Below are 22,176 nucleotides of genomic sequence, written 5' to 3'. Positions count from 1 at the left end.
TAGGAGCAAAGCTTGCTCGCGATTGGGGCACCGCGGTTTGACTGATGACCGCGTTATCGTTCATCGCGAGCAAGCTCTGCTCCTACAAAATTTGTGTCAGCGGTTTTGGGCGAAATCCTGGAGTTGTGGGTAGAACAACCTGAAGTCCTCGCTCAACGGTTCATACAACCGTCGCAATTCCTGCATCGCCCCCGCCAGTTCCTCAGGTCGGGTCAACCGCTGAGAAATCCCCCGCAGCACCTGCTCCAGCACCTCGAATTCCCGGTAAGAACCCAACCAGTCATTGGCCACCATGTGCGGTGCGATCCTGGCCAGGCGTTCCGGCAATTGCGGCTCGGCGGTCAGTATCCGGTACACATCTGACGTGAACAGTTCCAGCGGCCGATCGGCGTATAGCGTCCAGTCCCGTGCCAGGCAATGGTCGAAAAACACATCGAGCACGATCCCGGCGTAACGCCGGCGCGTCGTGGAGAACCGCGACAACGAGGCATCCACCAGCGGATGGCGATCCGTAAACACGTCAATGCTGCGATGCAGCTGGATGGCTGCTTCGACATCGGGTTCAAACTGCCCCTGCAACCGTCCTTTGACGAAATCGCCATACAGACTGCCGAGCAATTGGCCGGGACGCTGGCCACCAAGGTGAAGATGTGCGAGATAGTTCATGGGCGCAGCTTAGCACTGCGCCTTTGTTTCTTTACACCCAACGCATCGTTATAACCCGATATACCGATTTACACGGTCATCAGATCGAATGCGTATTGGTATATCGCGAAATACCGATTTAAAGTTCGCTTCATCGCGATATAGCGTTTTACACATCACGAGCCCCCGACCATGAACCTTGACCTCGACGAAATAATAAAAGCCCTGGCACACCCGGTACGGCGAGAAATCCTGCACTGGCTCAAAGACCCGACCGTCGAATTCCCTGACCAGTCCCACAGCAACGAGCACGGCGTTTGCGCCGGGCAGATCGATCAACGTTGCGGCCTGTCGCAGTCCACGGTGTCCGCGCACCTGGCCACCCTGCAACGCGCCGGCCTGATCAGCAGCCGCAAAGTCGGCCAGTGGCATTTTTTCAAACGTAATGAGGAAACCATTCAGGAGTTCCTCAAAACCTTCAGTAAAGAGCTCTGACCCTTAACGTCAGCCAGCCCAAAAGGAATTCAACAATGCCCCTCTCGCTCCTCATCCTGGCCTTGAGCGCCTTCGCCATCGGCACCACCGAATTCGTCATCATGGGCCTGCTGCCCGACGTGGCGGCGGATCTCGGCGTGTCGATCCCCGGCGCCGGCTGGTTGGTGACCGGTTACGCCTTGGGCGTGGCCATTGGTGCGCCGTTCATGGCACTGGCCACCGCCAGGCTGCCGCGCAAGGCTGCGCTGATCGCGTTGATGGGCATTTTCATCATCGGCAACTTGCTCTGCGCCCTGGCCAGTGACTACAACGTGTTGATGTTTGCGCGAGTCGTCACCGCGCTCTGCCACGGTGCCTTTTTCGGTATCGGTTCGGTGGTGGCAGCAGGCCTGGTGCCGGCCAACAAACGTGCGTCGGCCGTGGCGTTGATGTTCACCGGTCTGACCCTGGCAAACGTGCTCGGTGTGCCGCTGGGTACTGCGCTGGGTCAGCAAGCCGGCTGGCGTTCGACTTTCTGGGCTGTGACCGTGATCGGTGTCATTGCCCTGATCGGCCTGATCCGCTTCCTGCCGGCCAAGCGCGACGAAGAAAAACTCGACATGCGCGCCGAGCTCGCAGCCCTCAAGGGTGCCGGGATCTGGTTGTCCCTGAGCATGACGGCGCTGTTCGCCGCCTCGGTCTTCACCCTGTTCACCTATGTCGCGCCGCTGCTGGGCGAAGTCACCGGCGTCTCGCCCCGTGGCGTGACCTGGACGTTGATGCTCATCGGCCTGGGCCTGACCGTCGGCAATATCATCGGCGGCAAACTGGCTGACAAAGGCATGGCCGCGACGCTGATCGGCGTGTTCATCACCATGGCCGTGGTCTCCACCGTACTGACGTGGACCAGCGTTGCGCTGATCCCGACCGAAATCACCCTGTTCCTCTGGGCCACGGCGTGTTTTGCCGCCGTACCCGCCCTGCAAGTGAACGTGGTGACCTTCGGCAAAGCGGCACCGAACCTGGTGTCGACCCTGAACATCGGCGCCTTCAACATCGGCAACGCACTCGGTGCCTGGGTCGGCGGCAGCGTCATCGCCCACGGCTTCGGCCTGACCAGCGTGCCACTCGCCGCAGCGGCACTGGCGGTACTCGCCCTGCTGGTGACCCTGATTACTTTCCGTCAGAGCGGCAATCCCGAACTGGCACCTGCTACCAACTGATCTCCATAAGAGAGCTACTTCATGACGACTATTTTCGATCCGATCAAACTGGGCGACGTTGAGTTGGCCAACCGCATCATCATGGCACCGCTGACCCGCTGCCGCGCCGACGAAGGCCGCGTGCCGAACGCGCTGATGGCCGAATACTACGTCCAGCGCGCCTCCGCGGGCCTGATCCTCAGCGAAGCCACCTCGGTCACGCCAATGGGCGTCGGCTACCCGGACACCCCGGGCATCTGGTCCAACGACCAGGTACGTGGCTGGGCCAACGTGACCAAGGCAATCCACGGCGCGGGCGGCAAGATCTTCCTGCAATTGTGGCACGTCGGCCGGGTTTCGCACTCCTCGTACCTGAACGGCGAAGCACCGGTCGCACCGAGCGCCATCCAGCCTAAAGGCCACGTCAGCCTGGTTCGCCCATTGGCTGACTACCCGACGCCGCGGGCCCTGGAAACCGCAGAAATCGCCGACATCGTCGACGCTTACCGCACCGGTGCCGAGAACGCCAAAGCCGCTGGTTTTGACGGTGTCGAGATCCACGGTGCCAACGGTTACCTGCTCGACCAGTTCCTGCAAAGCAGCACCAACCAGCGCACTGACAATTACGGCGGCTCCCTGGAAAACCGTGCGCGCCTGCTGCTGGAAGTGACCGACGCGGCCATCGAAGTCTGGGGCGCCGGCCGTGTCGGTGTGCACCTGGCACCGCGCGCCGATTCCCATGACATGGGCGACGACAACCTGGCAGAAACCTTCACCTACGTCGCCCGCGAACTGGGCAAGCGCGGTATCGCGTTCATCTGCTCGCGCGAAAAAGAAGCCGGCGACAGCCTTGGTCCACAATTGAAAGAAGCGTTCGGCGGCCCGTACATCATCAACGAACGCTTCACCAAGGACAGCGCCAACGCGTGGCTGGCCAGCGGCAAGGCCGATGCGGTCGCCTTCGGTGTGCCGTTCATTGCCAACCCTGACTTGCCTGCCCGCTTGAAGGCCGACGCGCCGCTGAACGAAGCGCGTCCGGAGTTGTTCTACGGCAAAGGCGCGGTTGGCTACATCGACTATCCGACGCTGTAAACGTTAGCCATTGAAATGCAAAAGCCCCGACTCGTGAGAGCCGGGGCTTTTGGGTTTTCGGAGTGGAGTGCTCACGCTCATTCACACCCAAGACACAATTTCCCTACAAAATACGTAGCTCGCTACCTGTCAACCTGGCGAGCGTCCGTATATAAAAGCACCCCTGGCCATAAATCGAGCCGGCGAAGGATTCAGCGCCCGCCTTGATCGTTGATACAAACGAAGCCAATGACTGACTTTTGTTTCATTTGCACAGGCTTGGGCTCAAGCGCAGCATGTCCAGCCCGGCCTCGACCCAGCGTTCGGCTTCGGTGTGCAATTGAAAACTGTCGGGCGCCAGCAACCACTGGTACAGGATGCCATCGATGTAAGCGTGCAGGCTGATGGCAGCGCGCGCCGTGTCAAGGTCTTCGGGCATTTGCCCCCGATTCACGGCATTACTCAGGGCCAGGCTGATGCGCACATTGCAATCAAGGCTGGCCGTTCGACGCTGCTGACGCAGGTCACACATTTCATCGGTGAATTCGCACTTATGAAACAAAATCTCATTAATGCGTCGGGTTTTCGGGTCCAGTGCAATTTGATGAAACAAATGAATCAGCAGCTTGCGCATGCAGCCCAGCGGATCGAGTTCCTCTTCGCTTTCACTGGCCCTGGCCAATTCATCCAGTGGCTCATGCAAGGTATCCAACATGGCCTGCACCAGATCGGCCTTGTTGCTGAAATGCCAGTAGATAGCACCGCGAGTCACGCCGGCCAGGGTAGCGATGTCCGCCAGCGTCGTGCGCGCCACGCCCCTTTCATAAAAGGCTTTCTCTGCCGCTTCAAGTATCTGGCTGCGGGTTTCTTGAGCTTCCTCTTTGGTACGACGGACCATGGCAGTAAAACCTCAATCAGGATGCTTCAGCGATGTCTGAACATCAGCTGAATAAAAGTGGAGCGAGCGCTCTTGGGCGCAGTCCCCGTCTTACAATTCGAAGCTTTGAACGGCTTTTGTAATGAATCGGGTACGCAGCCAAGGTGTTTACAAACAACCATGAACGTAAGTATATTCCTTAGCAAGCTACTTATCCACTCAGCACCCTATTTTTAACCTTCCACCTTTCTAGTGCGCATGATGCGCGCCTGACCCGAGGATTTTCATGCAATTCAAGCCAGCTGTTACCGCTCTGGTCACTGCCGTCGCCTTGGCATCGCTGCTCAGCGGATGCAAAAAGGAAGAAGCGCCACCAGCCGCACCGCCTCCTCAGGTCGGCGTCGTTACCCTGCAACCTCAAGCCTTCACCCTGACGTCCGATCTTCCGGGTCGTACCAGCGCGTACCGCATCGCCGAAGTTCGCCCTCAGGTGAACGGCATCATTCTCAAGCGCATGTTCAAGGAAGGCGGCGACGTCAAGATTGGCCAGCAGCTGTACCAAATCGATTCGTCGGTCTATGACGCCACGCTGAAAAGCGCAGAAGCCAACCTGCAACAGACCAAGTCGATCGCGGACCGCTACAAGCAACTGGTCAACGAACAAGCCGTGAGCCGCCAGGAATACGACACCGCCGTGTCTAACCGGATGCAATCGGAAGCGGCCCTGCAAACGGCCCAGATCAACGTGCGTTACACCAAGGTTTACGCACCGCTCACCGGTCGTATCGGCCGCTCAAATGTGACCGAGGGCGCGCTGGTCACCAGCGGCCAGGCCGACCCGATGGCGGTGATCCAGCAACTCGATCCGATCTACGTCGACGTGACGCAGTCTTCGGTGGAGTTGCTGCAACTGCGCCGCGAACTGGAAAGCGGTCGCCTGCAAAAGTCGGGCGACAACGCGGCGAAGGTCAAGCTGACCCTCGAAGACGGCAGCGAGTACAAGCTGGACGGCAAGCTCGAGTTCTCCGAAGTCTCGGTTGACCAGACAACAGGTTCCGTCACCCTGCGCGCCGTGTTCCCCAACCCTGACCACACCCTGCTGCCGGGCATGTTCGTGCACGCGCAATTGTTGGCCGGTGTGAACGCCGCAGCAATCCTGGCCCCGCAACAAGGCGTGACGCGCGACCTCAAAGGCACCCCGACCGCTCTGGTCGTTGGTCCTGACAACAAAGTCGAGCTGCGTCAGCTCAAGGCCAACCGCACCGTCGGCAACCAATGGCTGATCGAAGATGGCTTGAAGGCAGGCGATCGCCTGATCACCGAAGGGCTGCAATTCGTCAAACCTGGCATCGAAGTCAAAGCCAGTGAAGCGACTAACGTTGGCACAAAGAACCCGGCCCCCGCACAGACAGCTGATAAGGCGTCCAGCGGCAAAGGGGAGTAACCCATGTCGAAATTTTTTATCGACCGTCCGATTTTCGCCTGGGTAATTGCCCTGGTGATCATGCTGGTCGGGGCTCTATCGATCCTCAAGTTGCCGATCAACCAATACCCGAGCATTGCGCCTCCGGCCATCGCCATTTCCGTTGCCTATCCGGGTGCTTCGGCACAAACCGTACAGGACACCGTGGTGCAGGTGATCGAGCAACAGCTCAACGGTATCGACCACCTGCGATATGTGTCCTCGGAAAGTAACTCCGACGGCACCATGACCATCACCGCGACCTTCGAGCAAGGTACCAACTCCGATACCGCGCAGGTTCAGGTCCAGAACAAGCTGAACCTGGCCACCCCGCTGCTGCCGCAAGAAGTACAGCAGCAAGGTATCCGCGTGACCAAGGCAGTGAAGAACTTCCTGTTGGTGATCGGTGTGGTCTCGCGTGACGGCAGCATGACCAAGGACGACCTGTCCAACTACATCGTGTCGAACATGCAGGACCCGATCTCGCGGACCGCCGGTGTCGGTGACTTCCAGGTATTCGGCTCCCAGTACGCCATGCGTATCTGGCTCGACCCGGCCAAGTTGAACAACTTCAACCTGACCCCGATCGATGTCAAAACCGCCATCGCCGCGCAGAACGTCCAGGTGTCGTCCGGCCAGCTCGGCGGCTTGCCTGCCCTGCCCGGCACACAGCTGAACGCGACGATTATCGGCAAGACCCGTCTGCAGACCGCCGAGCAATTCGACAAGATCCTGCTCAAGGTCAACAAGGACGGCTCTCAGGTTCGCTTGAAAGATGTCGCCGATGTCGGTTTGGGTGGTGAAAACTACAGCATCAACGCCCAGTTCAACGGTGCTCCGGCGTCCGGCCTGGCAGTGAAGCTGGCCACTGGCGCCAACGCCCTCGATACTGCCAAGGCCTTGCGCACCACCATCGACAGCCTCAAGCCGTTCTTCCCGCAAGGGATGGAAGTGGTGTTCCCGTACGACACTACTCCGGTGGTGACCGAGTCGATCAAGGGCGTGGTTCACACCCTGGTCGAAGCGGTCGCACTGGTGTTCCTGGTGATGTTCCTGTTCCTGCAAAACTTCCGCGCCACCATCATCACCACGATGACCGTGCCGGTGGTGTTGCTGGGGACGTTCGGCATCCTTGCGGCAGCCGGTTTCAGCATCAACACCCTGACCATGTTCGGTATGGTCCTGGCCATCGGCTTGCTGGTAGACGACGCCATCGTTGTAGTGGAAAACGTCGAGCGGGTGATGAGTGAAGAAGGCCTGTCGCCCAAGGAAGCCACCAAGAAATCGATGGGGCAGATCCAGGGTGCATTGGTGGGTATCGCCCTGGTGCTGTCGGCGGTTCTGCTGCCGATGGCATTCTTCAGCGGCTCCACCGGCGTGATCTACAAGCAATTTTCGATCACCATCGTTTCGGCCATGGCGCTCTCGGTTCTGGTTGCTCTGATTTTCACCCCGGCGCTTTGCGCCACCATGCTCAAGCCTATTCCCAAGGGTRAGCACGGCATGCCAAAACGCGGCTTCTTCGGCTGGTTCAACCGCAACTTCGACCGTGGCGTCAAAAGCTACGAGCGCGGCGTGGGCAATATGCTCACCCAGAAGGCGCCGTACCTGCTGGCCTATCTCATCATCATTGTTGGCATGATCTGGCTGTTCACTCGTATCCCGACGGCGTTCCTGCCTGAAGAAGACCAGGGTGTACTGTTCGCCCAGGTGCAGACGCCGGCCGGTTCGACCTCCCAGCGCACCCAGGTGGTCGTGGACGAGATGCGTGAATTCCTGTTGCGTCCGGGTAAGGATGGCGGTGAAGGCGATGCGGTGAACTCGGTGTTTACCGTCACCGGCTTCAACTTCGCCGGTCGTGGCCAGAGCTCGGGTATGGCGTTCATCATGCTCCGTCCATGGGACGAGCGTAACGCCGACAACAACGTGTTCAAGGTGGCGGCCCGTGCCCAGCAGCACTTCTTCACCTTCCGTGATGCCATGGTGTTTGCCTTCGCGCCACCGGCGGTACTGGAACTGGGTAACGCCACCGGTTTCGACGTGTTCCTTCAAGACCGTGCCGGTATCGGTCACGAAAAACTGATGCAAGCGCGCAACCAGTTCCTCGGCATGGCAGCGCAAAGCAAGATTCTGACTCAGGTGCGTCCGAACGGCCTGAACGATGAACCGCAATACCAACTGGAAATCGATGACGAGAAGGCCAGTGCCCTGGGCATTACCATCGCGGACATCAACAACACCCTGTCGATTGCTCTGGGCAGTAGCTACGTCAACGACTTCATCGATCGTGGTCGAGTGAAGAAGGTTTACGTGCAAGGTCAGCCCGGCTCGCGTATGAGCCCTGAAGACCTGAAGAAATGGTATGTGCGCAACAGCGCCGGCACCATGGTTCCGTTCTCGGCGTTTGCCAAGGGTGAATGGATTTACGGCTCGCCGAAGCTGGCCCGTTACAACGGCGTCGAAGCGATGGAAATCCTCGGTTCCCCGGCGCCGGGCTACTCCACCGGTGAAGCCATGGCCGAAGTCGAGGCCATTGCCGCCAAACTGCCGGCGGGTGTCGGTATTTCCTGGACCGGCCTGTCGTACGAGGAACGGTTATCCGGTTCGCAAGCGCCCGCGTTGTACGCCCTGTCGTTGCTGATGGTGTTCCTGTGCCTGGCAGCGCTGTATGAAAGCTGGTCGATCCCGATCGCGGTGATGCTGGTGGTGCCTTTGGGGATCATCGGTGCGTTGATGGCGACCAGCCTGCGTGGTCTGTCCAACGACGTGTACTTCCAGGTGGGCCTGTTGACGACTATCGGTCTGGCGGCGAAAAACGCCATTCTGATTGTCGAATTTGCTAAGGAGCTGCATGAGCAAGGGCGTAGCCTGCGCGATGCCGCGATCGAAGCCAGCCGCATGCGTCTGCGACCGATCATCATGACCTCGCTCGCGTTCGTTCTCGGTGTGGTACCCCTGGCGATATCCACGGGTGCGGGTTCCGGTAGCCAGCATGCCATCGGCACCGGCGTGATTGGCGGTATGATCACCGCCACCGTTCTGGCGATCTTCTGGGTCCCACTGTTCTTCGTCACTGTGTCGTCCATCGGTCAGCGCAAAATAGTCGACCAGGATGACGCCACTGAAACTCCTAAAGAGGCTGGCCAATGAGCAAGTCGCTACTCTCCCTAGCCGTCGCCGCGTTCGTGCTCGGTGGTTGCTCGCTGATACCCGATTATCAGCAGCCTGAGGCACCGGTGGCGGGCCAATACCCGCAAGGTCCGGCGTACTCGCCGGCCCAGGCGCCGAGCCAGGCTGCTGCGGAGCAAGGCTGGAAGCAGTTTTTCCATGACCCGGCACTGCAACAGCTGATCCAGGTTTCCTTGGAAAACAACCGGGACCTGCGTGTCGCGGCCCTGAACATCGACGCCTTTGCGGCCCAATACCGCATCCAGCGTGCGGATCTGTTCCCGGCCGTATCGGCCAATGGCAGCGGCAACCGCCAGCGCGTTCCGGAAAACTCTTCGCAGACCGGTCAGTCAGGCATTGTCAGTTCGTACTCGGCCACCGTCGGCATCAGCGCCTATGAACTCGATATGTTTGGTCGGGTTCGCAGCCTGAGCGAAGAAGCGCTGCAGAAGTACTTCGCCACTGAAGAAGGTCGTCGCAGCACGCAGATCAGCCTGGTGGCCAGCGTGGCCAATGCCTACCTGACCTGGCAAGCCGACAAGGAACTGCTGAAAGTCACCCAGGACACCCTCGGTGCGTTCGAGGAGAGCTACAAGCTCACCGCGCGCAGCGCCGAAGTCGGTGTAGCGTCGGCGCTGGACCTCGCTCAGTCGCGGACCTCGGTAGAGAACGCCCGGGCACAACTGGCGAAGTACACCCGTCAGGTCGCGCAGGATGAAAACAGCCTGGTGCTGCTGCTCGGCACTGGCATCCCGGCCAATCTGCAAGCAGCCAAGCCGCTGTCTGACGATTTGCTGAGCGACGTGCCAGCCGGTCTGCCATCGGACTTGCTGCAACGTCGTCCGGACATCCTCCAGGCCGAATACAACCTCAAGGCCGCCAACGCCAACATCGGCGCGGCACGGGCTGCATTCTTCCCGAGCATCAGCCTGACAGCCAACGCTGGCACGCTCAGCCCGGACTTGTCCGGTCTGTTCAAGGGCGGTTCCGGCACCTGGTTGTTCCAACCGCAAATCAACCTGCCGATCTTCAACGCCGGCAGCCTGCGCGCCAGCCTGGATTACTCGAAAATCCAGAAAGACATCGGCGTGGCGAACTACGAGAAGTCCATTCAAACGGCCTTCCAGGAAGTCGCCGACGGCTTGGCCGCCCGCCAGACCTACACCGATCAGTTGCAGGCCCAGCGTGACTTCGTCACCGCCAACCAGGACTACTACCGCCTGGCTCAACGTCGCTACCTCATTGGTGTCGACAGCAACCTGACCTTCCTCGATGCCCAGCGTCAGTTGTTCAGCGCCCAACAAGTGCTGATCACCGACCGTCTGGCGCAGTTGGTCAGCGCGGTCAATCTGTACAAGGCGTTGGGTGGTGGCTGGAATTCGCAGACTGCCAAGCTCGAACCGCTGAAAGAAGAAGCGCCGAAGATGAAGTTGTTCTGATAGCGCTGTGAACACAAGAAGCCCACCGATTGGTGGGCTTTTTGTTGGCTACGGGAAAATGTGTGGCGTGATCACTGCCCTCATCGCGGGCAAGCCCGCTCCCACCCCTTCAAGTCTAAACATACAAGCGGGCTTGCCCGCGATGTGGCCAGTACAGCCACCCAAAAAACCAGGCTAATGTTACGTTCGATAATCGCCCAAAACCCGCTTTCGCCGATTGAACCATTCAGTACATTCACCGCACCATTCGCCCCACAAAACCAATAACAACAGGTTCGATGTCATGCCCCCACGCCCTGTCCTGTCCGGCTGATCTTCAGGTTTCACCCTCATATTTCGATCATTTGTCCGCACCTTCAAAAGTCGCGGCATCGCCCCGTTTCATCCCCAAGAATTAGAGAGACCCGAGCTCATGAAGCCTTCCACCGCGCAGTATTTGTTTCCCGSCCTGATCGCCATCGCCGTGGCCTCAGCGGTCTTGCCCGCCCAGGCCGAGGAATCAGGTTTTGTCGAAGGTGCCAAGGTCAACCTGAACCTGCGCAACTTCTACATCAACCGCAACTTCACCAACCCGACCAAGGCTCAGGGCAAGGCTGAAGAGTGGACACAAAGCTTCATCCTCGACGCCAAGTCCGGTTTCACTCAGGGCACCGTCGGTTTCGGCATGGATGTGCTGGGGCTCTACTCGGTGAAACTCGATGGCGGGAAAGGCACTGGCGGTACGCAGTTGCTGCCGCTGGATCACGACGGACGCCCGGCGGACAATTTCGGGCGCACCAACGTCGCGTTCAAAGCCAAGCTGTCGCAGACCGAAGTGAAGGTTGGCGAATGGATGCCAGTGCTGCCGATCCTGCGTTCGGACGACGGTCGTTCGCTGCCGCAAACCTTCCGTGGCGGGCAGATCACGTCGAAGGAAATCAATGGCCTGACGCTCTACGGCGGCCAGTTCCGCCAGAACAGCCCACGGGACGACAGCAGCATGGACGACATGTCGATGACCGGCAAAGCCGCGTTCACCTCTGACCGTTTCAACTTTCAGGGCGGCGAGTACGTGTTCAACGACAAGCGCACCCAGGTCGGCCTGTGGAATGCCGAGCTCAAGGACATTTACAGCCAGCAATTCATCAACCTGACGCACAACCAACCGATTGGCGACTGGACCCTGGGTGCCAACCTTGGTTATTTCTACGGCAAGGATGACGGCAGTGCCCGCGCCGGCGAGCTGGACAACAAAACCATGTACAGTCTGTTCTCGGCCAAATACGGCGGCAACACCTTCTACGTCGGCCTGCAAAAACTCACCGGCGACAACGCCTGGATGCGCGTCAACGGCACCAGCGGCGGGACCCTGGCCAACGACAGCTACAACTCCAGCTACGACAATGCCCAGGAGAAATCCTGGCAAGTACGCCACGACTACAACTTCGTCGCACTCGGCGTACCGGGCCTGACCTTGATGAACCGCTACATCAGCGGCGATAACGTGCACACCGGCACGATCACCGACGGCAAGGAATGGGGGCGCGAATCAGAGCTGGGCTACACCGTACAAAGCGGCGCGCTCAAGGACCTCAACGTCAAATGGCGCAACTCGACCATTCGCCGCGACTTCAGCAACAACGAGTTCGACGAGAACCGGGTGATCATCAGCTACCCGATCAGCCTGCTGTAAATCTCAAGTACGCCATCGCGGGCAAGCCCGCTACCACAGGTTTTGTGTGTGTCCCAAGATTTGGGCATGACATAAAACTTTGTGGGAGCGGGCTTGCCCGCGATGGCGTTAGTTCAATCAACGCAAATCACCGGGATCACTCCCGGGATTCAACTCCCAACTCATCCCAAACCGACTCGGCCAGATGGAACGTCGCATTTGCCGCCGGGATGCCGCAATAGATCGCGCTCTGCATGATCACTTCCTTGATCTCGCCACGGCTCACGCCATTGTTGGCGGCGGCGCGCAGGTGCAGTTTCAGCTCTTCGTTGCGGTTCATGCCGATCAGCATGGAAATGGTGATCAGGCTGCGGGTGTGGCGTGGCAAGCCTGGACGGGTCCAGATGTCACCCCAGGCGTGACGGGTGATCATCTCCTGAAACTCCGAGTTGAACTCGGTCAGGGCATTCAGGCTGCGGTCGACGTGGGCGTCGCCGAGCACCGCGCGACGGACTTTCATGCCTTCGTCGTAACGTTGTTTCTCGTCCACAACAATCCCCTTAATGAGCGTTCAAAAACGCCAAGACGCGCTCGCTGAACGCTGCGCCGGCCTGGACGTTGGACAAGTGCGCAGCGTAGAACTCGGCGTACTCGGCGCCCTGCACATGCTCTTGAATGAAGTGCCCGCCGGACGGCGGTGTCACGGCGTCTTCGGTGCCGGCGATCACCAGCAGCGGTACCTTGATCGAAGGCAACTGATCACGGAAATCGGCATCGCGCACTGCTGCGCAATTGGCCGCATAACCTTCAGGCGAAGTGGCCGCGAGCATGTCGGTGATCCGCTTGGCCGCGGCCGGGTTGGCCTGCGCGAAGTCCGGGGTAAACCAGCGCGCAATCGAGGCATCGCGCAGGGCAACCATGGCCGCTGGACCGTCGCGCAGCACCGTTTCAATGCGCGGGTTCCAGATCGACGGATCGCCGATTTTCGCGGCGGTATTGCACACCGCCAGCTTATGCAAACGCTGTCCGGCGTTGATCCCCAGCCACTGGCCGATCAAACCGCCCATGGACAAACCACAGAAATGCGCACGCTCGATGTGCAGCGAATCCAGCAGTGCCAAAACGTCTTGGCCCAGTTGCTCGATGCTGTACGGCCCCGGCGTCACCAGCGATTGACCGTGACCACGGGTGTCGAAACGCAGCACGCGAAAATGCTCGCTGAACGCCGCAATCTGCGCATCCCACATATGCAGGTCAGTGCCCAACGAGTTGGACAGCACCAGCACTGGCGCATCTTTCGGGCCATCCAATTGGTAATGCAGTTCGCCCTCGGCGAGTTGTACAAAAGCCACAGCAATCTCCTTCAGGCAGTCAACGCAATATGTTCAGCCACCGCTCGCTCGACCCAGGTACGGGCCTGACCGAGGTAATGGGCGGGGTCCAGCAAATGATCGAGTTCAGCGCCAGAAAGCTCGGCGGTCACTTGCGGCTCGTCACCGAGGACGGCACGCAGATGACGCTGTTCAGCCACCGCACGCTTGCAGCACTGTTCCAGCAGATGATGCGCAGTGTCGCGGCCGACCCGCTGGGCGAGGACAATGCTCACCGCTTCGGCCAGCACCAGGCCCTGGGTCAGATCGAGGTTGCGCGCCATGCGCTGCGCATCCACTTCCAGGCCCTGCGCGACCAGCAGCGCTTGCTTCAGGCTGCCGGACACCAGGCAGCAAATCTCGGGCAGGGTTTCCCATTCGGCATGCCACAAACCGAGGCTGCGCTCGTGTTCCTGCGGCATTGCGCTGAACAGCGTCGAGAGCAAGCCGGGAACCCGAGTCGCCGCGCCGATCAGCACCGCCGCGCCCACCGGGTTGCGCTTGTGCGGCATGGTCGAGGAACCGCCCTTGCCCGGCGCCGACGGCTCGAACACTTCGCCGGCTTCGGTCTGCATCAGCAAGCTGATGTCGCGGCCGAGTTTGCCCAGGCTGCCGGCGATCAATCCCAGCACGGAGCCGAACTCCACCAGACGATCGCGCTGGGTGTGCCAGGGTTGTTCCGGCAAGGTCAGTTGCAACTCGCCGGCCAGCGCTTCGGCAATCGGCATCGCTTGCGCGCCAAGGGCTGCCAGGGTTCCAGAGGCACCGCCGAATTGCAGCACCAGCAGACGTGGCTTGAGCTCTTGCAAGCGCTGACGGCTACGGGTGACCGCGCCCAGCCAACCGGCGATTTTCATGCCGAGGGTGACCGGCGTTGCGTGCTGCAACCAGGTGCGTCCCGCCAGCGGAGTGGCGATATATCGCTTGGCTTGAGTGGCGAGGGTATCGCCCAGTTGCGCGAGATCGCTTTCGATCAATGCCAATGCCAGACGCAGTTGCAACACCAGGCCGGTGTCCATCACGTCCTGGCTGGTCGCGCCCAAATGCACATAGCGCTCAGCTTGCGCATCACGGGTTGCGATCTGTTTGCCCAATGCCTTGACCAATGGAATGGCGGAATTGCCCGCCGTGGCAATCGCCTCGCCGAGGGCGGCGAAGTCGTAATGCCCGGCCGCACACGCCGCTTCAATCGGGGCGACCGCGGTTTGCGGAATCAGACCGACACGCGCCTCGGCCCGGGCCAGCGCGGCTTCGAAATCGAGCATGGCCTGAACCCGGCCTTGATCGCAAAACACGTCACGCATATCGCGGGCAGTGAAGTAGGCATCGAACAATTGATTGCCCGGTCGCTCGTTCATAAACAGTCCCTGGAGGCGCGGGCCGGTCAGGCCCGCGCGTAAAGATCAAAGGTCGTGGTGCAAATATTTCGCCTGCCGGGGCAGACGCAGACTGAACAGGAACGCCACCGCCATCATCACCGTGACGTACCAATAAAAGGAGTTTTCCATGCCAACAGCCTTGAGGCTCAGCGCCACGTATTCCGCCGAACCACCGAAGATCGCGTTCGCCACCGCGTACGCCAGGCCAACGCCCAGTGCGCGCACTTCCGGCGGGAACATCTCGGCTTTTACCAGGCCGCTGATCGAGGTGTAGAAACTCACGATCGCCAGCGCTAGGGTAATCAGCCCGAAAGCCATGAACGGACTGCTGACACTTTTCAGGCTCAACAGAATCGGCACGGTGCACAAGGTCCCGAGGGCACCGAACCAGAGCATCGAGTTACGCCGGCCGATCTTGTCGGCGAGCATGCCGAAGAACGGCTGCATGCACATATAGAGGAACAGTGCGCCGGTCATGATGTAACTGGCGGTCTTGGCCGGCATGCCGGCGGTGTTCACCAGGTACTTCTGCATGTAGGTAGTGAATGTGTAGAAAATCAGCGAACCACCGGCGGTGTAACCGAGCACGGTAATGAACGCGGCTTTGTGGTCACGGAACAGCGCGCTGATGCTACCGGCGTCCTTGTTTTCGCGCATTTCCTTGCTGGAGGTTTCTTTCAGCGAAMGCCGCAGGTACAGCGAAATCAGCGCCGCGCACGCACCGACCACGAATGGAATCCGCCAGCCGTAGGCACGCAGGTCATCCTCGGTGAGGAACTGTTGCAGGATCACCACCAGCGACACCGCCAGCAACTGCCCACCAATCAGCGTCACGTATTGGAACGAGGCGAAAAACCCGCGCTGGCCCTTGAGGGCGACTTCACTCATGTACGTGGCGGTGGTGCCGTATTCGCCGCCCACCGACAAACCTTGAATCAAACGCGCGAACAGCAGCAGGATCGGGGCCCAGACGCCGATGTCCTTGTAGGTCGGCAGGCAAGCGATGAGCAACGAACCGAAGCACATCATCAGAATCGAAATCATCATCGAGCTCTTGCGCCCGTGCTTGTCCGCCAACCGGCCGAAAACCCAGCCGCCAATGGGGCGCATCAGGAACCCGGCGGCGAATACGCCAGCGGTGTTGACCAACTGCACCGTGGGGTTGTCAGACGGAAAAAAGGCCGGCGCAAAAAAAATCGCGCAAAAGGCATAGACGTAGAAGTCGAACCATTCCACAAGGTTGCCGGACGAGGCACCGACAATGGCAAAGATCCGCTTGCTGCGTTCTTCACCGGTGTAGTGATCTGTAATAGCCGTGGGTGTTGTCATTGTTTTTCACTCAATGGGGACAGTGAGAGTCTAGACACACTTCGCAACAGTCCCGTTCCGCAGATTCAGTCCTCACATCGATCGTTCCCACGCTCTGCGTGGAAATGCATCCCGTGACGCTCCGCGTCACAGTGGACGCGGAGCGCCCCTGGCGGCATTCCCACGCAGAGCGTGGGAACGATCAGCACAGGTTCTGTGGTGTTCGATCAATAATCGAAGAACACCGTCTCGGCATCAGTGCCTTGCAGGATCACATTCCACTGGTAAACACCGGACGCATCCTGCTTCGCCAACAAGGTACTGCGGCGCTCGGCCGGCACGCACTCCAGCAACGGGTCCGACACGTTCGCCGGCTCGCCATCAAAGTAAATCCGCGTCAGCAAGTGCTTCACCAATCCACGAGCAAACACCAGCACCACCAGGTGCGGTGCCTGGGTCGAGCCTTTCAGGCCTTCAACCGTGCCCGGCTTGATGGTGGTAAAACGAAAGCGCCCTTCGGCATCTACCGGCACCCGGCCAAAGCCTTCAAAGTTCGGGTCCAGCGGCTTGTCCTGATCATCTTCCGGGTGGTCGTACTTGCCGGCCGCGTTGGCCTGCCAGACTTCCAGCATCGCATCATTGACGAAGTCGCCATTGCCATCGACGACTTGCCCGGTGATCGCCACGCGCTCACCCAGGGTTTGTGCGACGGTCAGGTCTTCGCGGTTCAGCCAGGTCAGGCCGATGTGGTAATACGGCCCGACGGTGTGGGACGTGGTCGCATTCAGCGTCATCTTATTTCTCCATCGGCGTGGCATCGCGGCCGCGCAAGACGATGTCCCAGCGATAACCGAGGGCGTAGGAAGGGACGGTTTTTTCCAGATCGAACGTGGCGATCAAACGCTCCTTGGCGCGGGTGTCGGGTACGCAATTGTAGATCGGGTCATACGCCAACAGCGGGTCGCCGGGGAAATACATTTGCGTCACCAGGCGCGTCAGGATGCTCGGCCCGAACAGCGAGAAATGGATGTGCGCCGGGCGCCACGCGTTGTGGTGGTTACCCCACGGGTAGGCGCCGGGCTTGATGGTCTGGAACTGATACCAGCCATCGGCGTCGGTCACGGTGCGGCCGGTGCCAGTGAAGTTCGGGTCCAGCGGCGCGTCGTGCAGGTCGCGAGCATGGTTGTAGCGACCGGCGGCGTTGGCCTGCCAGATTTCCACCAGAATGCCCGGCACCGGTAGACCGTTTTCATCCAGCACGCGGCCGTGAATGATGATGCGCTCACCCAACGGCTCGCCTTTGTGCTGAGCCGTCAGGTCGTTGTCCGTCTCGTTAACGCGTTCAGCGCCAATGGTCGGTCCGGTGATTTCCGACAACGAATGAGGCAAAAACACCAACGGTTTGGACGGTGAGCGCAGGTTGGTGGATTGATACGTCAGGTGCAGGTACTCGGGCTGGGTGCCCTCCTGCGGACGACGGTAACCAGGCTTGTCAGTCATTTCGCTTTCCTCTGTTCTTATTAGTCGACGCAGCGTGTCAGACGCGTTCGATCGCCAGGGCCAGACCCTGACCGACGCCAACACACATGGTCGCCAGACCTTTCTTGCCACCGGTTTTTTCCAGCTGATGCAACGCGGTCAGCACCAGACGCGCACCGCTCATGCCCAGCGGATGGCCGAGCRCAATGGCGCCGCCGTTCGGGTTAACTTGGGCTGCATCGTCGGCAATTCCCAATTCACGCAGCACCGCCAGGCCTTGGCTGGCAAAGGCCTCGTTGAGTTCGATCACGTCGAAATCGCTGACAGCCAGACCGAGGCGCTCGGTCAGTTTGCGCACCGCCGGCACCGGGCCAATACCCATTACCCGAGGGGCAACGCCGGCGCTGGACATGCCCAGCACTTTGGCGCGGGCGGTCAGGCCATGTTTCTTCACCGCCTCACCGGAGGCGAGAATCAACGCCGCCGCGCCGTCATTCACACCGGACGCATTGCCAGCCGTGACGGTTTTGTCAGGGCCGTTGACCGGCTTGAGTTTGGCCAGGGTTTCCAGGGTGGTATCAGCGCGAGGGTGTTCGTCCTGCGTCACCACGGTTTCACCCTTCTTGTGGGCAATGCGCACTTCGACGATTTCTTCGGCGAAAAATCCTGCGGCTTGCGCGGCAGTGGCGCGTTGTTGGCTGCGCAGTGCGAAAGCGTCCTGATCCTCACGGGACACTTCGTAATCGTCCGCCACGTTGTCAGCGGTCTGCGGCATCGCATCCACACCGTATTGCGCTTTCATCAACGGGTTGATGAAACGCCAGCCGATGGTGGTGTCTTCCAGCTTCATGTTGCGCGAGAACGCTGCGTCAGCCTTGCCCATTACGAACGGCGCGCGGGACATCGACTCGACACCGCCGGCAATCGCCAGCTCCATTTCGCCACTGGCGATGGCGCGGAACGCRGTGCCGATGGCATCCATGCCCGAGGCGCAGAGGCGATTGAGGGTCACGCCCGGAATGGTTTCCGGCAGGCCCGCCAGCAACAACGCCATGCGTGCGACGTTACGGTTGTCTTCGCCGGCCTGGTTGGCGCAGCCGAGGAACACCTCGTCCACTGCGTTCCAGTCCACCGACGGATTGCGCTCCATCAGGGCCTTGATCGGCACGGCGGCCAGGTCATCGGCACGAACGGTCGACAGCCCGCCGCCAAAACGGCCAATGGGGGTGCGAATGGCGTCGCAGATATAAACGTCACGCATCAGGCTTCTCCGGGGGCTTGGCCGTGGGCGGCAGCGGTACGAGCTTCCAGATCGCGCAGCGCGGTCAGCTCGACTTCAGTCGGCTCGGCGGTTTGCTCAACAGTGTCGGCAAAGCGCATCGCCCAACCGGTGGCGGCGACCACTTGCTCGCGGGTCACGCCCGGGTGCAGTGCGGTGACCACGAATTCATGGGTACCGACTTCCGGTTCCATGATGCACAGGTCGGTAATAATGCCGACCGGCCCGGCGCCCGGCAGACCGAGACGTTTGCGCGAATCACCGCCCTCGCCATGGCCGACCGAGGTGATGAAGTCGAGTTTATCGACGAAGGAACGCGCCGACTGCTTGAGGATGATCAGCACGCTCTTGGCCGAGCCGGCAATTTCCGGCGCGCCACCGGCACCCGGCAGACGGACTTTCGGCGAATGGTAATCGCCGACCACGGTGGTGTTGATGTTGCCGAAGCGGTCGACTTGCGCGGCGCCGAGGAAGCCGACGTCGATGCGCCCACCCTGCAGCCAGTAACGGAAAATCTCGCCGGTCGGCACCACGGTGTCGGCGGTTTCGGCCAGTTCGCCGTCACCAATCGACAGCGGCAGTACGCTCGGCTTGGCACCGATCGGGCCCGATTCGTAGATCAGGACAACGTCCGGCGACGAGGTCAGACGTGCCAGGTTGGCTGCTTTCGATGGCAGGCCGATGCCGACGAAGCACACCGAACCGTTCTTCAAACGGCGTGCGGCGGCGACGGTCATCATTTCATTGGTGGTGTAAGTCATTACTTGGCCTCCGAAGCAGCGGCCAGCTTGGCCTGGAACTCGCTGAAGTCAGCGCTACCGTGGATGTATTCGTTGATCCATGCGGTGAAAGTTTCACGGTCGCGGGCAATCGGATCCCAGGCCTGGTAGAAGCGGTTGTCACGCTCGTTGTAACCGTGCGCGTAGGAAGGATGCGCGCCGCCCGGTACGTGGCAGACCGCGCTCAGCGCCCAGGTCGGCAGCACACAGGAGTTCATCGGGGCATTGAGGTCGTCGACAATTTCCTCGACGGTGACGATGCAGCGCTTGGCGGCCAGTGCGGCTTCTTTCTGCACACCGAGAATGCCCCACAGCAGCACGTTGCCTTTACGGTCGGCTTTCTGTGCGTGAATCACGGTGATGTCCGGACGCACCGACGGTACGGCGGCCAGCACTTCACCGGTAAACGGGCAGGTGACGCTCTTGATCAGCGGATTGACCTTCGGCAAGTCGGAACCGGCGTAGGCCCGCAGCACCGCGAACGGTAAGCCGGAGGCGCCAGCGACGTAGGCATTGGCCAGGTCGGCGTGGCTGTGTTCTTCGATCTCCAGCGGATGCGGCCACTGTTTCTCGACAGCGTCGCGCAGACGGTGCAGCGACCCCACGCCCGGGTTGCCACCCCAGGAGAAAATCAACTTGCGAGCACAACCGGCGCCGATCAACTGGTCGTAGATCAGGTCAGGAGTCATGCGCACCAGCGTCAGGTCTTTCTTGCCCTGACGAATGATTTCATGACCCGCCGCCGTAGGAATCAGATGAGTAAAGCCTTCGAGCGCGACCGTATCGCCGTCGTTTACGAATTGCTTCACCGCGTCGTGCAGCGAAAGAATTTCAGCCATGGGGCAGGCTCCCGTTTTGTTATGAACCGACAGTGGAAGAAAAAGGCGCGATGCGCAGCGCCGGAATGCCTGAAGGTTAAGCCTGTGCAAAACGCCAAACAATCCGATAATCGACTGAGTGTTCGTTTATCGAACAGATTGTTGTCTGGCTACCTACCTGCCTGATCGTTCCCACGCTCCGCGTGGGAATGCAGCCCGTGACGCTCCGCGTCACTGGACGCGGAGCGTCCCTTGAGGCGTTCCAACGCGGAGCGTGGGAACGATTATGTGGAGCCTGGCGTCAGGTCGCATCCGCATGACTGACCATGCCTTTGATCACCACAGCCGTGGTCGCCAACGCCGCCGGAATCACCAGCGCGGTCAGCACTTGCTCGAAGTTCCAGCCAAGGCCCAGCAGCGTCGCGCCCATCCATGCGCCGAGAATCGCGCCGAAACGGCCAATCCCCAGCATCCACGAGACGCCGGTCGCCCGCCCTTGCGTCGGATAGAACCGCGCCGCCAGCGACGGCATTGCCGATTGCGCACCGTTGACGCACATACCCGCCACCAGCACCAAGGTCGCCAACAAGGTGATGTTGCCCAGGCTCTGCCCCACTGCGTAGGCAAACACCCCGGCCATCAAGTAGAAAATGCCGATGACCTTGTGCGGATTGAACCGGTCCATCGCCCAGCCCACGCCCACTGCACTCAGCACGCCACCAAACTGGAACAATGCGCCAATGAACGCGGCCTGCTCCATGCTGGCGCCACTGTCGCGCATCAGCGTCGGCAGCCAGCTAGTCAGCAGGTACACAATCACCAGCCCCATGAAGTAGGTCAGCCACAGCAATAACGTGCCGGCGCTGTAGGTGCCCGAGAAAATCACCGCCAGCACGTTGCGGGCCTTGACGGTTTTCTGTTCCGGCACGCTGAAGCTCGACGCTTGGGCGACGACGCTCGGGTCGATCGGCGCCAGGGCCTTGCGTACTTTGTCGGTGCCGCGATTGCGCACGACCAGGTAACGCGCCGACTCCGGCAGCCATAACAGCAGAACGACGGCGAGGATCAGCGGCAGAACCCCACCGATCAGCAGCAGGCTGTGCCAGCCGAACGCCGGAATCAGCTTGGCGGAAATAAACCCGCCGCCGGCCATGCCGAGGTTGAAGCCGCAGAACATGCTGGTCACCAGCAAGGACTTTTTGCGCTCCGGGGTGTATTCCGACAGCAATGTCGTGGCGTTGGGCATGCCCGCGCCAAGACCCAGGCCAGTGAGGAAGCGCAACACCAACAATTGATCGACGTTGGTGCTGTAGGCCGACGCCAGACTGAAGGCACCAAACAGAAACACCGCGCCGACCAGTACGACTTTTCGCCCGAAACGGTCAGCCAACGGGCCGGAACCCAATGCGCCGAAGACCATGCCGATCAGCGCCGCACTCATGACCGGGCCGAGACTGGCGCGGTCGATCCCCCAATCCTGCGACAACGCAGGCGCAATAAAGCCCATGGCTGCGGTGTCGAGGCCATCGAGGAAGACAATCAAGAAACACAGGATCACCACTCGCCACTGATAGCGCGAAATGGGTTGAGCATTGATGAAGGACTGCACGTCGAGGCAGTTACCTACAGCAGACTGGGGCTGGTTCATTATTTTTATTCCACGCAAGAACGCAGTCGGACAGGTGCCAGCCAAGGGCTGGCGCTGCCGCGACAGTAATGATCAAGGGGAAAGAGCGTCAATTCGATAAACGCGAGTCTGTGCGTTTATCGAACAG

Annotated in this window: 19 protein-coding genes; 7 read left to right on the top strand and 12 right to left on the bottom strand. The window is 60.3% G+C overall.

Annotation, left to right across the window (positions count from 1 at the left end; translation table 11 throughout):
* Positions 1–96 precede the first annotated feature (96 nt).
* A complete protein-coding gene (locus AC1D2P_RS11335; RefSeq protein ID WP_109788047.1) occupies positions 97–666 on the bottom strand; it encodes an acyl carrier protein phosphodiesterase in 570 nt (189 codons plus the stop codon).
* 171 nt (positions 667–837) lie between these two features.
* Between AC1D2P_RS11335 and AC1D2P_RS11330 the strand changes: the two genes are divergently transcribed.
* From AC1D2P_RS11330 to AC1D2P_RS11320, 3 genes are read left to right on the top strand one after another with little or no spacing between them, the layout of a single operon-like run.
* Positions 838–1,140 carry an ArsR/SmtB family transcription factor gene (locus AC1D2P_RS11330; protein WP_046029399.1) on the top strand — a complete coding sequence of 101 codons (303 nt, stop codon included), beginning with the start codon at positions 838–840 and terminating at the stop codon, positions 1,138–1,140.
* A gap of 35 nt (positions 1,141–1,175) precedes the next feature.
* Positions 1,176–2,342 carry an MFS transporter gene (locus tag AC1D2P_RS11325; protein WP_477758358.1) on the top strand — a complete coding sequence of 389 codons (1,167 nt, stop codon included), beginning with the start codon at positions 1,176–1,178 and terminating at the stop codon, positions 2,340–2,342.
* Positions 2,343–2,363: 21 nt separating this feature from the next.
* Entirely contained in the window at positions 2,364–3,413 is a 1,050-nt protein-coding gene (locus tag AC1D2P_RS11320; protein ID WP_109788045.1) for an alkene reductase, read from the top strand.
* Positions 3,414–3,657: 244 nt separating this feature from the next.
* Here the strand turns inward: AC1D2P_RS11320 and emhR are convergent, their stop codons facing one another.
* Positions 3,658–4,290 (bottom strand): efflux system transcriptional repressor EmhR, encoded by a 633-nt coding sequence (emhR, locus tag AC1D2P_RS11315; RefSeq protein ID WP_223523943.1) that lies wholly within the window; start codon positions 4,288–4,290, stop codon positions 3,658–3,660.
* Between the two features lie 265 nt (positions 4,291–4,555).
* On the opposite strand from emhR, the gene AC1D2P_RS11310 reads away from it, so the two are divergent.
* The 4 genes from AC1D2P_RS11310 to AC1D2P_RS11295 all read left to right on the top strand — a co-directional run bounded on the left by AC1D2P_RS11310 (position 4,556) and on the right by AC1D2P_RS11295 (position 12,010).
* Positions 4,556–5,713 (top strand): efflux RND transporter periplasmic adaptor subunit, encoded by a 1,158-nt coding sequence (locus tag AC1D2P_RS11310; protein WP_046029394.1) that lies wholly within the window; start codon positions 4,556–4,558, stop codon positions 5,711–5,713.
* Positions 5,714–5,716: 3 nt separating this feature from the next.
* Positions 5,717–8,881: an efflux RND transporter permease subunit EmhB gene (gene emhB / locus AC1D2P_RS11305; protein WP_477811430.1), complete on the top strand. Its 3,165-nt coding sequence runs from the start codon at positions 5,717–5,719 to the stop codon at positions 8,879–8,881.
* Positions 8,878–10,338: an efflux RND transporter outer membrane subunit EmhC gene (gene emhC / locus AC1D2P_RS11300; RefSeq protein WP_046029392.1), complete on the top strand. Its 1,461-nt coding sequence runs from the start codon at positions 8,878–8,880 to the stop codon at positions 10,336–10,338. The genes emhB and emhC overlap by 4 nt, the downstream gene beginning before the upstream one ends.
* 412 nt (positions 10,339–10,750) lie before the next feature.
* Positions 10,751–12,010, top strand: a complete 1,260-nt coding sequence (locus AC1D2P_RS11295) for an OprD family porin (protein ID WP_477811429.1) — start codon at positions 10,751–10,753, stop codon at positions 12,008–12,010.
* 136 nt (positions 12,011–12,146) lie between these two features.
* Here the strand turns inward: AC1D2P_RS11295 and pcaC are convergent, their stop codons facing one another.
* The 10 genes from pcaC to pcaK form a co-directional block, all read right to left on the bottom strand.
* A complete protein-coding gene (gene pcaC, locus AC1D2P_RS11290) occupies positions 12,147–12,539 on the bottom strand; it encodes a 4-carboxymuconolactone decarboxylase (RefSeq protein WP_046029390.1) in 393 nt (130 codons plus the stop codon).
* A gap of 10 nt (positions 12,540–12,549) precedes the next feature.
* Positions 12,550–13,341 (bottom strand): 3-oxoadipate enol-lactonase, encoded by a 792-nt coding sequence (gene pcaD, locus AC1D2P_RS11285; RefSeq protein ID WP_477758356.1) that lies wholly within the window; start codon positions 13,339–13,341, stop codon positions 12,550–12,552.
* 11 nt (positions 13,342–13,352) lie between these two features.
* Complete coding sequence (locus AC1D2P_RS11280; protein WP_046029388.1) at positions 13,353–14,717, bottom strand: 3-carboxy-cis,cis-muconate cycloisomerase; 1,365 nt, start codon at positions 14,715–14,717, stop codon at positions 13,353–13,355.
* A gap of 45 nt (positions 14,718–14,762) precedes the next feature.
* A complete protein-coding gene (locus AC1D2P_RS11275) occupies positions 14,763–16,067 on the bottom strand; it encodes an MFS family transporter (protein WP_477811428.1) in 1,305 nt (434 codons plus the stop codon).
* Positions 16,068–16,273: 206 nt separating this feature from the next.
* The gene (gene pcaG / locus AC1D2P_RS11270; RefSeq protein ID WP_046029386.1) at positions 16,274–16,840 is read right to left on the bottom strand and encodes a protocatechuate 3,4-dioxygenase subunit alpha; all 567 of its coding nucleotides are present in this window, start codon (positions 16,838–16,840) and stop codon (positions 16,274–16,276) included.
* Position 16,841: 1 nt separating this feature from the next.
* Complete coding sequence (pcaH, locus tag AC1D2P_RS11265; RefSeq protein WP_109788042.1) at positions 16,842–17,546, bottom strand: protocatechuate 3,4-dioxygenase subunit beta; 705 nt, start codon at positions 17,544–17,546, stop codon at positions 16,842–16,844.
* A gap of 37 nt (positions 17,547–17,583) precedes the next feature.
* A complete protein-coding gene (gene pcaF, locus AC1D2P_RS11260; protein WP_477811431.1) occupies positions 17,584–18,789 on the bottom strand; it encodes a 3-oxoadipyl-CoA thiolase in 1,206 nt (401 codons plus the stop codon).
* Entirely contained in the window at positions 18,786–19,565 is a 780-nt protein-coding gene (locus AC1D2P_RS11255) for a CoA-transferase subunit beta (RefSeq protein ID WP_477758355.1), read from the bottom strand. Before AC1D2P_RS11255 ends, pcaF begins: the two co-directional genes overlap by 4 nt.
* The gene (locus tag AC1D2P_RS11250; RefSeq protein ID WP_020798340.1) at positions 19,565–20,422 is read right to left on the bottom strand and encodes a CoA transferase subunit A; all 858 of its coding nucleotides are present in this window, start codon (positions 20,420–20,422) and stop codon (positions 19,565–19,567) included. Before AC1D2P_RS11250 ends, AC1D2P_RS11255 begins: the two co-directional genes overlap by 1 nt.
* Before the next feature lie 280 nt (positions 20,423–20,702).
* Positions 20,703–22,049 carry a 4-hydroxybenzoate transporter PcaK gene (gene pcaK, locus AC1D2P_RS11245; protein ID WP_109788041.1) on the bottom strand — a complete coding sequence of 449 codons (1,347 nt, stop codon included), beginning with the start codon at positions 22,047–22,049 and terminating at the stop codon, positions 20,703–20,705.
* Between the last annotated feature and the right edge of the window lie 127 nt (positions 22,050–22,176).

The sequence above is a fragment of the Pseudomonas sp. P1_F1_2 genome (genome assembly GCF_056405815.1).
The sequence above is the reverse complement of the archived record's forward strand: the minus strand, read 5'-3'. Positions and strand labels throughout refer to the sequence as shown.